At 64.1% G+C, this 15,125-nt stretch carries 2 protein-coding genes; both read right to left on the bottom strand.

From position 1 onward, the window contains the following. Positions 1 to 32: 32 nt before the first annotated feature. A complete protein-coding gene (locus tag C0Z16_RS25800) occupies positions 33 to 5,054 on the bottom strand; it encodes a non-ribosomal peptide synthetase (protein WP_102634897.1) in 5,022 nt (1,673 codons plus the stop codon). Between the two features lie 32 nt (positions 5,055 to 5,086). Further along, the gene (locus C0Z16_RS25795; RefSeq protein ID WP_102634896.1) at positions 5,087 to 14,761 is read right to left on the bottom strand and encodes a non-ribosomal peptide synthetase; all 9,675 of its coding nucleotides are present in this window, start codon (positions 14,759 to 14,761) and stop codon (positions 5,087 to 5,089) included. Positions 14,762 to 15,125 lie beyond the last annotated feature (364 nt).

Raw genomic sequence — 15,125 nt, 5'->3', positions numbered from 1 at the left:
GGTGCGCTGCACTTGCACCGCTCGTGCATCTCTCAGCCGGCATCGCGCAACCCGGTAACCGCCGATTCACGCGCGGCGATCCGTGCCCCCAGTTGCGCAAAAGTCGGCGCAGCGAAAACGTCCGCAATCGACAACGCGTAACCGGCCGCTTGCGCGGCATCCACAAAACGCACGACGTCGAACGAACTCGCGCCCGCTTCGAAGAGATCGTCGTGTTGCGCCGGCGTATTGCCTTCGAATAGACCGCTCCACACGCGTTCGAGCGCGCCGGCATTATTCACGGCTTCGTGGTTCGATCCGGCAGTGGTTTTTGCGTCGGCGGCTGCACGCTGTGCATCGACTGCGAAAGGTGCCGGCGATGCACCCAATCGCTCATGCGGCATGTCGACGAACTGCTGCACGATATGCAGATAATCCACACTGAGCGTCTCGACGAACTCGGCGTCGACCAGTTCGTTCGCGTAGGAAAACGCGGCCGTCACGCGGCCATCGTGATGTTCGACCACATCGAGTTCCAGCTCGAACACGACGCGATGCCGCACGTCGTTGAAATCGTCCAGTGTGAGACCGGCCCAATCGCGCTGCGCCGTTCCCGCAGGTCGAAGGTAGTTGAACATCACGGAGAAAAGCGGATTGCCGGCCTCCGTGCGCGGCGTGCGCAACGCCGCTACCACGTCGGCAAACGGTGTGTCGGCATGCGCGTAAGCGGCGAGCGCGGCATCGCGGACGTGGGCGAGCAATGCAGCGGGCGTGTCCGTTTTCGTGAGCCGCGTACGCACGACCACCGCATTGATAAAGAGCCCCAGCGCACGACGCGCGCCCTCGCCGGTCAACTCGCGCGTCGAAGCGAGCACACCGACAGGTTGATCGACGGCGCCCGTCGCTCTATAGAGCGCGACGTTGAGCGCGGCGTGCAGCAGCATAGGCAACGTGGCGTGACGCTCTAGCGCCATCGAACGCGCATACTGCACGAGCGCGGGACTGATTTCAAATGCGACGCGGCCCGCGCTCCAGCTCGGCGCGGCTGACCGTCCGCAAGGCGGCGCGGGCAGCATTTGCGCGGGCGTGTCGGCCAGTGCATCGCGCCAGAACGACAGACGCGTTCGCGGCGCCGCAACCGGCAACACGAGTTCGCCATGCAACGGCAATTGCAAGCGCACAGCCGCCGGCGAAGCGCCGCGCTGAATTGCGACATAGGTGGTGCGCACATCGTCGAGCCACAGGTCGATCGATTGACCATCCGACACGATGTGATGCACGACGATCGACAGCACATGATCTTGCTCGTCCAGACGCAATAGACGCACACGCCAGAACGGTGAGTCGTCGAGCAGATCGAACGGCGTGAGCGCGTCTTCATCGGTCAGTGCGACAGCAGCGGCTTCCGCGCTTGCAAGTTCCGCTTCATCGGACAGATCGATAAGCGGCATCGCGCATGGCACGGATTCCATCACCCGTTGGCCGGGCAGTTCACCACTGCGTTCCAGCAGCCGGGTACGTAATGCGGGATGCCGCGCTGCCGCTTGCGCAAATGCTTCGCGCAGCGCACCGACATCGAGCGGCCCACGCAGACGCAATGCAACAGGAATGTTGTACGCGGCGCTATCCGGTTGCGAGCGCCACAGGAACCACAAGCTCAACTGCGCGGCGGAGAGCGGCATCACGCCATTCGCGTCGGGTCGCATGCAATTGGCCGAGTTACGATCCGACGTGTCGTTGCCATCGGTTAGGGCACCGCTACGCGCCGATGCCCGCACGCGCTGCGCGTATTGCGCAAGCGTCGGCGCTTCGAACAGCGTACGCACCGGCACGTCATGCGCGAGCCGTTCGGCCACGCGTGTCACCACACGAACCGCGGCGAGAGAATGTCCGCCGAGTTCGAAGAAATGATCGCCACGGCCAACGCGATCCACGCCTAACACCTCGCAGAAGATTTGCGCGACCGCCGTCTCGACCCCGGGCGCCGGCGCCTCGTAAACTCGCGCAACACGCTGCGGTTCGGGCAACGCCGCGCGATCCACCTTGCTGTTCGCATTGCGCGGCAATGCATCGAGCACGATGATATGCGCCGGCACCATGTAATCAGGCAATGTGTGACGCAAATGCGCATCGAGTGCGGCGGCGTCCGCGCGTGTCTTGCGCTCGCGCGCCTCCGCATTCAATTCGACATAGGCGACGAGCGCCGCATGTGCGCCAGTCCCGTTGATCACCGCGACTGCTTCGCGTACATCATCATGCGCGGCGAGTTGCGCTTCGATCTCTCCCAACTCGATACGCAGGCCACGCAGCTTCACCTGGTGATCGACGCGGCCAATAAAATCGAACACGCCATCCGCGCGTCGTTTGACGAGATCGCCAGTGCGATAAAGCCGCGCGCCAGGCGGTCCGAACGGATCGGGCACAAAGCGTTCGGCGGTAAGCGCCGGCCTGTCGAGATAACCTCGTGCGACACCCACGCCTTCGCCGCCCAGGTATAGCTCGCCGATCACACCCACGGGCAACGGATTCAAGCGTGCATCGAGCACGTGCGCAGAGCGCGCGCCGACCAGCGTGCCAATCGGCAAATAAGCACTATCCGCGAACTTCGCGGGGTCGTCGGTTGGATTGAACATCCAGAGCATCGGCGTAATCACGGTTTCAGTCGGCCCATAACCGTTGACGATGCGCGCGTTCGGAAACGCCCTGCGCATCAGCGAAAACGCTTCACGCGAGGTTGCTTCTCCGCCCACGGTCAATGACCGCAAACTTGGCGGCGCACCATGCGCGAGCGCCCATTCGGCAAGCTGCGTCGCGCAACCGGGCGGCACGTAGGTCATCGTCACGCCTTCGCGCTCCATCATCCGGCAGGTTTGCGCGGGCGGCCACAACGTGTCGGCGGTGATCGCCACCGCCGCGCCGGACATGTACTGCGAAAACCAGCCCTCGTGCGCACCGTCGAAATTGACCGACTGGAACAGCAGGAACACGTCCTTCTTGCCCGCGCCGTAGCGCTCGGCAATCGCCGCGCAGTGCAATGCAAAAGAACCATGATCCACCACGACGCCTTTCGGCTTGCCGGTGGACCCTGACGTGTAGATCACATAAGCCGCCTGATGCGGCGACACGACCGGCAATTCGACGGAAGTCGCGGACGTATCGTCGAATTGCGTTTCGTCGTCGATCAGCCAGAGGCGCAAACGGTCCGACCTGGGCAGCGCCACCAGGTTCGCGTGTTCGGTGATGACATGCGTGATTTGCGCATCGTCCAGAATCTGCGCGAGACGTTCACGCGGATGACTCGGGTCCAGTGGCACAAACGCGCCACCGGATTTCAGCGCAGCAATCAGCCCAACAAGCAGATCGACGGAGCGGCTCAGCGCAACGCCGACTCGCATCTCTGCGTTCACGCCCGCCGCCACGAGCCGCCGCGCCAGGCGCGCGGCGAGTGCGTCCACTTCACCGCGCGTCAGCGAGCGATTCAAATCCGCAACGCCACGCGCGTCCGGCCGGGCCTTCGCATGATCGGCCACGCGCTGATGAACCGGCCTGAATTGCGCTTCGTCCTCGCGCGCCGTGTTGTTCCAGGCATCCAGTTGCGCGCGCTCGGCATGCGGCAGCCATCGCAGATCGCCGACTTCGGTCGCGGGCGCTTGCGTCGCATGAGTCAGCAACTCGATGTATCGCGCGGCAAGACGCTCGACTGCATCGGCGTCGAACAGATCGAGCGCATAGATCAGAAAGGCGTCGATAGAGCCGTCGTCGCGCTCCTCGAAAGTCAGCGTCAGGTCGAACTTCGCGAACGGCGCCCCCGAAGGCAGTTCGGTTACACGCACCCCCGCCAGCGAGGGCAAACGGCGACGCGCGCCATAGGCGGCCATCACCTGAAACAATGGATGATGGCTCGCGCTGCGCACCACGCCGAGCGCTTCGACCACTTGTTCGAAAGGCACGTCCTGATGCGATTGCGCATCGACGAGCGTTCGCTGTGTCGCGCCGACAAGCGCGGCGAACGGTTGCGTCGCGGGAACAGGCGTGGCAAGTGTCAGCGTGTTCACGAAGAAGCCGACGAGACCGGCCACCTCGCCTCGCTCGCGATTCGCAGCGGGCACGCCGATCCGTATCTGCGTTTCGCCCGACGCACGCGCGAGCAACGCATTGAGCGCTGCGATCAGCACCGCGAACGGCGTCGCGCGCTGCGCATTCGCGAGCGACTTGACCTGCAGCGCGAGCGTTGCATCGATAACAAAGCGATGCCGCGCGCCGCGTGCACTGCGCTGCGCCGGACGCGGCGCCGCACCTGGCAGCATCAGCACGTCGCGATTCGCGTCGAGTCGCGTTCGCCAGAATTCGAGCTGATGCTCGCGCTCACCGGCATCGAGCCAGCGCCGCTGCCACAGCGCAAAATCGGCGTACTGGATCGGCAGCGGCGCGAGCGACACAGCTTCGCTTTTCGCATACGCGCGATAGAACGATGCAAGCTCGCCCAGCACCACGTCCCCCGACCAGCCATCCGACACGATGTGATGCGTCGTCAACGCGAGCCAATGTGTGGTCCCGTCGACACGGATCAGATGCGCGCGCATCAACGGTCCAAGCGATAGATCGAACGCCTGCGCTTCGTCCGCTTGCGCGATCGCCGCCGCGCGAGTTTGTCGCTCAGCCGCAGGCAACGTGCTTACGTCGCTCGCATGCCATGGGCAACGCGACGGCGCATGCACGGTCTGCAACACGCCGTCCGCGCTTTCGGTGAAGGTCGTGCGCAATGCTTCGTGCCGCGCGATCAGTGCATCGCACGAAAGACGCAGTGCGTTTTCGTCCAACGCGCCCTCGAGCCGCAGACGCTCGGTGATGTGATACGCCGCGGGTTCGTCGATCATGCGCGCATGCAACCAGAGACGCGTTTGCGCGAACGAAGCGGGCACGCTGGCGGTGCGGTCGGTACGCGGCGCAATGGGCAGCACGCGAAAGTCGATGCCGGCCGCGTCGAGCTTCGTCAGAAAGGCCTTGCGTTGCGCGTCGGGCAACAGCGCGAAGCGCGACGCGAGTGAAAGCAGGTCCGGTTTGGCTGTGGTCATGCTGGGTAGTCTCAGTGATAGCGGCGAGCGGCTTATTGCAGTTCGAACTCGCCGAGCAGCGCGTCGATTGCGCTCGCGGTGTCGGTTCCCGCATGCGAATCGCGCTCCGTTAGCGCGCGGTCGATTGCAGCGGCACAGCGTTGCAGCGTGCGTTCATCGAACAACGTGCGTAGCGGCAGGATCAATGTCCAGTGAAGATTGGCCTGCGCATTCGCCTGCGTGGCGAGCAGCGAGTGACCGCCGAGCGTGAAGAAGTCGTCATCGCGGCCAATCATGTCGACGCGCAACACGCGCTTCCAAATCTCCGCGAGTTCGCGCTCGGTCTCCGTGATGAGCGATGCCTCGGCGTTTCCAGCAGCAACGTCACGCACGGGCGCGGGCAACGCATGACGGTCGCACTTGCCGTTCGGCGTGACCGGCAATACATCCATCGCAATCAATTGCGCCGGCACCATGTAGGAGGGCAATTGCGCACGCAAACCGTCGAGTAGTGCGGACGTGTCCAACCCATGATCCGCGCCTGCCGCGACATAGCCGATCAATTGCTCGTCGCGCACGACCACCACGGCGTCGTGCACACCTGACGACGCACGCAGCAACGCTTCGATTTCGCCCGGCTCGATACGCTGGCCGCGTAATTTCACCTGCGTGTCGATACGGCCGAGATAGTCAAGCGCACCATCCGCCCGACGACGCGCGAGGTCGCCGGTTCGATAAAGCCGCGCACCTTCCACGAACGGATCGGGAACGAAGCGTTCGGCAGTCAGCGCCGCACGGCCGAGATAGCCGCGCGCGAGCCCCACGCCGCCGAGATACAGTTCGCCGATCGCGCCGTGCGGCAGCGGCTGCAATGCCGCATCGAGCACATGCAATTGCAGGTTGGCAATCGGATGACCGATGGGTATGGAGGCCGCGTTAGCGTCGCTCGCATCGCAAGTCCAACGCGAGACGTCGATCGCGGCTTCGGTCGGACCGTACAGATTGTGAAGCCGCGCTTGAGGCAACAAGCGCGCAACACGCGCGACGAGTTCGGGCGCGAGCGCTTCGCCGCTTGCGACGATCCGCTCGACACTTGCACAGCGCGCCGCCGCATTGAAGTCTTCCAGATACGCAACGAAGGCCGCGAGCATCGACGGTACGAAATGCAGCGTGGTCACACGATGCGCTTCGATTGTCGCGACGAGTCGCGCCGGATCGCGATGATCCCCAGGCGCCGCAATCGCGAGTTTCGCGCCGGCAGAAAGCGGCCACACGAATTCCCACACCGATACGTCGAAGCCAAACGGCGTCTTGTGCAGCACGACGTCGTTTGGATCGAGCGCGTACGCTTGCTGCATCCACGCGATGCGGTTCGCCAGCGCACGGTGCGTGTTGCCCGCGCCCTTCGGCTTGCCGGTCGACCCGGACGTATAGATCAGGTACGCAAGCTGTTCAGGCGCGACGTCTATCGGCGCCGACAACGTCGCCCTTGCGTTGTTCAATTCGCCGACGGTCAGCGTTGTTACGTCAATTGTTCCAACGGCCTGCGCGACGCGTTCACGTAAATGCGGCTGGGTGAGGACCACCGCCGGCTTTGCGTCCTTCAGCAGATAGGCAATGCGCCCGGTCGGATAGTCCGGATCGATCGGCAAATATGCGGCGCCGGCCTTCAGCACACCGAGCAACGCGATCACCATGTCGAACGAGCGCTCGACACACAACGCGACCGCCGTATCGGCGCGCACGCCCGCTCTGATGAGTGCGCCGGCCACGCGATTCGCGTTCGCGTCTAACGCGGCGTAGGTCATCTGCTCGACATGCCCTTGCGGATTCGCGAATTCGAGCGCAATTGCTTCCGGCAACGCTATCACCATTTGCTCGAACTGGCGATGCAGCGCTTGCTCTTGCATGTGCGGCCAAAGCTGCTTCGTCGCGTTGGCACGCGTTAACGCGGCGAGGTCGTCAGTGGTTGCAATTGAATACGTGCCGAGCGGCGCATCCGGATTCGCAATCAAGCCATCCAGACATGCAGCAAACGCGCGATGCAACGCGGCGACACGTGCTTCATCGAGTTGCGCGGCGTCGTAGCCGTAGTCAATTGTGAGCGTCGCGCCTGCTTCGATCACGAGCGTCAGCGCGAAGTCGGTCGACTCGATGTTGCGCAGTTCGCGCAGCTTCAGCGCGCGTTCATCGCGCCCTTGCCAGGCTTCATCGACCGGATAGTTTTCGAATACGACCAACGTATCGAACAGCGCCCCTCCGCCTTGACGCGCCCATTGCTGGATCTCCGACAGCGGCGTGTGCGCGTGCTCGGCAGCGGCGGCATTGTCGCGCTGCAATTCATGCAACCACTCTGACGCGCGGCGTTGCGGCAGGGGCGCCGTTATCACCGGCAGCGTGTTGATAAAAAGACCCAGCACGGTATCGACATCGGGCAACGCATCGGGACGGCCGGCGACGGTTGCGCCGAAAGCGACCGCCGTGCGATGGGTCATCCGTTGCAACGCGAGCGCCCATGCGCCCTGCACGATGGTGTTAAGCGTGACCTTCAGGCGACGCGCCGTTTCGATGAGGCGCGTGGTGCTTGCGCTGTCGATCGATTCACGCGACGTGAGGTGTTGCGCTTGATGTCGCGATTTTTCGGCCACTAGCGTCGGCTCATCGAGCAACGCAAGACGCTGCAACCAGAATGCACGATCGCTTTCGACGTCGCGCGCCGCGAGCCACGCGATGAAATCGCGGTAACGGGCTTTCGCGGGGGCAGCGAACGGTTGCGGACGCGGCGGCTCGATGTAATCGTGCAGCACGTCCGCGAAGAAACGCGCGGTGCTCCAGCCGTCGAGCAGCAAGTGATGGCGCGTCCACACAAGCTGCCACGCGTCATCCGTCATGCGGATCAGCGCGACGCGCATCAATGGCGGCGACGTCAGATCGAAACCGCGTGCGCGGTCGGCGCCTAGCCACGTTTGAAAGTCGTCGCGAACATTAGCGCCGCGATCGCGCCAATCCAGTATTTCGACCGGCATGCGCGCCTGGCGATGCACGATCTGCATCGGCACCGCTTCATCGGCAGTGAAGCTCGTGCGCAGAATGTCGTGACGCGGCACGGCAGCTTCGAATGCGGCACGCAAACGCTCCACGTCCGGTTCAATCAACGTTGCGACGAGTTGATTCACATACGTTGATTGCTCAGGCGCGAACAGCGAGTGGGACAGAATGCCATGCTGCATCGGCGAAAGCGGATAGATATCGTCGATGCCGCGAAGATCGAGCGGCAAGCGATCCAATGCAGCCTGCGTCAGCCCACCTGCACGAGCGAGCGGATAGTCAGCCGGCGTGGCACCGCCACCGCGCTGCGAAAGACGCGCGGCACACGCAGCGGTCAATTCGACCAACGCCCGTTCGAAGCGCTGCGCCAATGCTTCAATCGTCGCGCGCTCGAACTGCGTCGCGCCATAAACCCAATGGACCTTGAGCGTGCGCACAGCATCGCCGTCGATAAACGCGTGAATCGCGAGCGCGTTACCGAGCGGGCCAGCCGGATCGCGCTCGCAACCCGCGCCGCCAAAGCGCGGAATTAGCGCTGCTTCGCGCGGCGCATCGAACTGGCCGAGGTAGTTGAAGGTGACGCGCGGACGCGGCACCGCCGCGAGAGCGATGCGCGTCGCCGCGTCGCCATAGTGACGCAGCACGCCAAAGCCCAGCCCCTTGTTAGGTACCGCGCGCAGCGTGTCCTTCACCGCGCCGAGCGTGCCTGCAGGCGTGCTCTCAAACGTGAACTGCACCGGATAGTGACTCGTCAGCCAGCCCGGCGTGCGGCCGACATCGGCGTCGTCGAATAGCGCTTCGCGGCCGTGTCCTTCGAGTTCGATGCGGCACACCGGCATGCCGAACGACATCGCCAATGCGGCAATCAGCACCTCGACCGTTTGCGTGCGGTAGGCGGCGTTCGCTTCGGTCAACGCGGCGCGCGTGAGATCGGCGTCGATGGTTTGCACGACCGTTTGCGCGTCGGCGTTGGTGGCCAGCGCTTGCGGGTGATCGAGCGGCAAGTCGTCATGCTGCGTGGCGAGGGCACTCCAATACGGCAGTTCGGCTGCGAACGGCGAATGAGTAGCGTCCAGTGCCGCGCGAGCGAGCCGCGCCGCCCATTGCTGCGCACTCGTCCCCGTTGAGGCGAGACGTACATTGCGGCGCTCGCACGCAGCGCGATAGGCCGCGTCGAGATCGTCGAGCAGCACGCGCCACGACACGCCATCCACGATGATGTGATGAATCGCGATATAAAGCCGCGTCGTACCGTCGGCCAGCATGGCAGCCATCGCGCAAACGAGCGGGCCGTGCGTCACGTCGAGCGTGCTTTGGAACGCGTCGAAATGCGACAGGGCATCTGCTTCGTCGCGCGCGGAGACCGACGCGAGCGGCAACGTTTCGAACGCCTGGGAGGCCAGCGCCATGCGCCATTCGCCTTGCGCGCCGTCGTTCGAAAAACGGTGCCGGAATACTTCGTGATGCGTGAGCAGCGTCTCGAACGCACGCGCGAACGCGTCGAAATCGAGCGGCGCTTGCGTGCCGAGTTCGATCGATTGATTCCAGTGACCGCGCCGCGGAATTTCGAGTGCGAAGAAACGCAACTGTGCGGGCGTGAGAATGGCAGTCTGCTCGTCGTGCGATGATCCCGACCGCTCTTTCAAAGTCGATGCGACCGATGCACCCGGCGTTGCCGCTTCCACAGCCGTTGCAACCCGCGCTAGCTGCGCGAGCGTCGGCGCGTCGAACAATTGTTTCGGCGTGAAGCGCACACCGCGCTTGCGTGAACGCGCGATCACCTGCAACACCAGAATCGAATCGCCGCCCAGCTCGAAGAAATTGTCGTCGCGGCCTACACGCTTCGCTTTGAGAACTTCCTGCCAGACAGCAGCAAGCGTTTCCTCAATGACGCCTTGCGGTGCGTCGCCTTCCGTTGCGGTTTGCGCTGGCGCCGCGGCGGCCAGCGCGCGCAATGCCACACGATCCACCTTACCGTTCGCGGTCACGGGCAAAGCGGCCACGCAGCGCAATACCGCCGGCACCATGTAGTCAGGCAAACGTTCGCTCAATGCCGCCTGGAGCGCGGATTCACCGCAGCGCGCCTGCTTGGACCACACCACGAACGAAGCCAACCGCAAGCGCCCGTCATGCTCCACAGCGAGCGTCTCGGCTTGCTCAACGCCTTCGATTGCACGCAGTGCCGCACTCACTTCACCCGGCTCCAAACGGTAGCCGCGAATCTTGACCTGATCGTCGAGCCGCCCCAAAAAATCGAGCCTGCGATCGGCGCGCAACCTCACGCGATCGCCCGTTCGATAAAGACGCTCGCCGTCTGCGAATGGATGCGGCACGAAGCGCTCCGCGGTCGCCGCCGCGCGCCCCAGATAACCGCGCGCGACGCCAGGCCCGCCGAGATGCAGTTCGCCGATACCGCCTGGCGGCACACTTGCACCATGCGCATCGAGCACGCACACATATGCGTTCGGCAATGGCTGACCGAGCGGAACGCCATGCACTGCATACAGGTTCTGCGCGCGCAACGCGGTTTGTTTCGGCGCCGACGTATCGCAGGTCAACGCGCCCACAGTCGCTTCTGTCGGACCATAGTGATTGATGACGCGGCACGCAGGCTTTAACGCCGCAATCCGTGCGACCAGCGACCACGGCAGCGTCTCGCCGCCGGTTACGAGTGCATGCAATGGCAGCACATCGGCGGGATGCTGTGCGTCGAGCAATGCCTGCAAATGGCTCGGCACGATCTTCAGAATGCCGACCTCGCGCGTGCGCATCTCATGCGCGAAGCGGTCCGGATCGAACGCGCAAGATGCCGGCAGCAGATGCAACGTGCGGCCCGAGCAAAGCGCGCCGAACAACGTCGTGTGGCCGAGATCGGCGGCGACGGTGGAGACCATCGCCATCGAAGCGTCGTCGGCGAATGCCAGCTCGTTCAGCATGCCTTCGACATAATCGGCCAGCGCGCGGTGCGAGATCACCGCGCCTTTCGGCATGCCGGTCGAGCCCGATGTGAAAATCAGATACGCGGCCTGATTGCCGTTGCAGTTGCTGTCGACATTTGCAGGCGCCGGGCTTCGCGTGAGTGCATCGAAATCGAGCGTGGTCGCATTACCTAAGGCTTGAAGGTTCTTCGTCGCCTCGCTCGTCAGCATCCATCGCGCGCCGCATGTTTCGATCGCGGACGACAACCGCTCTTGCGGCGCGGCCGGATCGAGCGGCACCACATATGCGCCCGACTTCATCACGCCGAGCAGCGCGGCCGCAAAACGCACGGAACGCTCGATACATACCGCAACCGGTTGTTCAGCGCCTACGCCGCGTCGCTGCAATGCATATGCGATGCGATCAGACACGTCGTCCAGTTCTGCATAGGTCATTTGCGTATCGGCGTCCGCGAGCGCCACGCGATGCGGCGTTTCGCGCGCATGGCGGGCGAACAGCGCGAGCACAGTGTCAGCGGTGTTGTGCAACACGCGACCGTGACGCGCCGCGCGATACTCGTCGCTATCCGTGCAATCCAGTTCGGCAATCGTGCGCTGCGGATCGCGCACTGCATCGGCGACGAGCGTGGCGTAGCTGTCGAGCCACGCCTGCGCGGTGGCCGCGTCGATGCCGTCGAGCGCGTAGGCGGCAACCAGTTCAATGCCGCGCGGGTCGTCCGTGAAGTCGAGCGCGAAGTCGAAGCGCGCGGCGAGATCGAGTCCCGGCGACATTCTCACGGATGCACCCGGCAATTCCGCCTTCAATTCCAGATCGAATTGCTGCGCGAACTTGACCTTGAGCCACGCGTCGCCGCGCCGCACGGGCGGCTTCACCGCGTCGAGCACCTGATCGAAGGGCACGTCCTGATGCGCGAACGCATCGAAGGCCGCACGACGCACGTCGTCGAGCAACGCAGCGAACCGCTGACCTGGCGCGACGCGCGCGCGCAATGCAAGGGTATTGAGGAAAAGGCCGACAAGCGGCGTAGTCTCCGCTCGCTGACGATGCGCAATCGGCGCGGCCACGACAATGTCAGTCGCGCCCGTCAATCGATAAAGCCACGCGTCGAATGCAGCGAGCAGCACCGTGAACGTCGACGCCTGCGCTCGATGCGCCATGTCGCGCACAGCGTCCGAGACCGACGCCGGCAAACGCAGCACGAGACGCCCACCGCGATAATCACGCTGTGAGGCACGCGTGCGATCGAGCGGCAACGCCAGCGCTTCAGGTGCATCGCGCAACGTATCGCGCCAATAGGCGAGTTGGCGCTCGCCTTCTCCGGCTGCCAGCCAATCGCGTTGCCATTGCGCGTAATCGGCGTACTGCACCGGCAATGCGGGCAATTGCGGCGTGCGTCCCGTTGCGAGAGCCGCGTACGCCGCGCGCAGTTCCTCGAACGCACAGCGCGAACTCCAGCCGTCGCTGATCGCGTGATGAGTCGTCAGCAGGAAGCGCTGCGTGTTCTCGGTTAGCGTGACGAGCCCGGCGCGCACGAGCGGGCCGTTCGAAAGATCGAAAGCCACGCCGACGTGGTTCTCGATCAACGCTGCGAGTTGCGATTCGCGTTCGGCTTCACCGCTCGGGCGCAAGTCGATCGGCACAATGTTCACGCGCATTGCGGCATGAATGCGCTGCATCACAATGCCATCGTCGGATTCCACGAGTGTGGTTCGCCACGCCTCATGACGTTCGATCAGGCAATCGAGCGCGCGCTGCAATGTGACAATGTCCAGCGCGCCTTGCACGTCCCATTGCACGGCGACGTGATAGGCGGCGCCAGCATCTTCGGTTTGCGCGAGAACCCAGAAGCGCTGTTGCGCGAACGACGCGGCGCGGTCCACGATCGGCGCATCATTCGAGGCCCGCGCCACGGTCATTGCTTGACCCGCATTAGCCGATGTTTCGCGCTCGCTGCTATCGATCAACTGGGCAAGCGCTTCGAGCGGTTGATCGTCAAACAACGCGTCGAGCCGCAAATTCACGCGCCATTCGACGCGGATCGCCGCCTGCAATTGCATTGCCGCAAGCGAATCGCCGCCGCGCGCGAAGAAGCAGTCGGCACAGCCTACCGGGGCGGAATCGCCCAGCACTGTTTGCCACAGCGCGGCGAGGCGCAACTCCGGCGACGTGCACGGCGCGATATATGCGGCATCCGTCACTGCGGACGTGGCAGCGAGCGCGTCACGCAACGCGGCGCGGTCGAGCTTGCCGTTCAATGTATAAGGCAGACGTTCAAAGCGCGCGATGCGATGCGGCAGCCAGGCCTGCGGCAAATGCGCAGCCACGTGCGCCTGCAACGCGGCATCGTCGAGCGGATGTTGCAGTACCACGCACGCAATCAATTGCGTTCTTCCATTGCACAGTTCAGCGAGCACCGCCGCGTCGGCAATCGCCGGATGCGTGAGCAGGCATGCGGCGATTTCAGCAGGCTCCACTCGCACACCGCGCACCTGGACCTGATCGTCGATGCGGCCAAGGTAGTCGAACGAACCGTCCGCGCGTTCACGCGCGAGATCACCCGTGCGGTAGATGCGCTCGCCCGGTTCGCCGTTCGGATCCGGCAGAAAACGTTCAGCAGTCAGCGCCGCGCGCCCGTGATAACCGCGCGCGAGACACATGCCGCCGAGCAGCAATTCGCCTGCTTCGTCGCGCTGTGCCGCGCCGTCGATGCGAGCCACGCGCCGCCCAATCGGCCAGCCGATCGGCAACGACGCATAACCATTGCCCGCATCGAGCGCTGGTGTCGTGCCCGGATCGACAGGCCACAGCATCGGCGAGATCACCGCCTCGGTTGGTCCATAACCGTTCACGAGACGCACGGCCGGGAACACGCGGCGAATGTGGTTGAAGCTGTCTTGCGACATCGCTTCGCCGCCGAACAGCAACACGCGCAACGACGGCGGCACGCCGAGCCGCTCGCAAACGTTGGCGAACTCGCGCAAATAGGCGGGCGGCAGCGTCGTATTGGTCACGCCTTCGCGCATCATGAATGCATGCGTGGCGTCGGGCGCGAACGGCGGCGGGTCGGTAATCACCACGCTGCCGCCGACCGCGAGCGGCACGAGCCATGCCTCGATCGACACGTCGAAATTGACCGACGCGAAATGCAGCACGCGATCACTCGCATCGATCGGCAATGAAGCGGCGAGCGCCGCGCCATGCGCAGCCAGCGGGCCGTGTTCGACCGCGACCGCTTTCGGCGTGCCAGTCGAGCCCGACGTATAGATCATGTAGGCAGCCGCGCGCGGATGCACGGGCGCGTCGTCGTTATCGGGTGCGAACCTGTGCACGTCTGCCGCAGCAGCGCTTGCGACGTCGAAACATTGCTCGAAACGCGCACGCATCGTGGCATCGGCCGAACCGTCGACGATACCGTGCGCGAGCCCCGCGTCCTGCACAACCCAATCGAGACGCGCAGCCGGATGGCGCGGGTCGAGCGCGACGAACACGCCGCCCGCTTTCAACACCGCGAGCAACGCGACAAACAGATCGCACGATCGCGCGACGCAGACGCCAACGCGCACTTCCGTTGTAACGCCCGCCGTTTTCAACTGCGCCGCGAGCCGCGACGCGCGACCGTCGAGTTCGCCACGCGTCAACCTCACCGTATGCGGGGTGAACGATGCCAGCGCGGGCGCATCGGGATCAAGGCGCGCCAGCGCGCGGATTTGATGGTGCAACGCAATCGGGAAGCTCGTCATGGGCGTGAAATCCGTTAGAACCGGCAGCTAGGCCAAGTCGCAGGCCGCAATGGGCCGCTTCATTGGTGTGACGATCCGCGATCGCAAATATTTACCGCTTGCGAGTTTTTGTTCGGAGTGCATTCGTTTTCTTCACGACTCAAAAGAGAGCAATGCAACGGTAAATGTTTGGCGCGCCCATTCGTCTATCAGGCGAGGGGCGTGTTTTTGCGCCCCGCTGACCTGCCGCGCGTATGCACCGCAAATGCGCACTGCAAATGCCTACTGCACGTACCCGCTGCAATTCACCGATCCATTGCGAACCACTGCGACCCATTGCCGATGACCGCTGCCCACGAGCGCTACCACGCGCCACCCTCGCCTT

This window comes from Paraburkholderia rhynchosiae (genome assembly GCF_002879865.1).
GTDB lineage: Bacteria > Pseudomonadota > Gammaproteobacteria > Burkholderiales > Burkholderiaceae > Paraburkholderia > Paraburkholderia rhynchosiae.
Note: the sequence above shows the minus strand (reverse complement) of the source record. Positions and strands in the feature narration are given on the sequence as shown.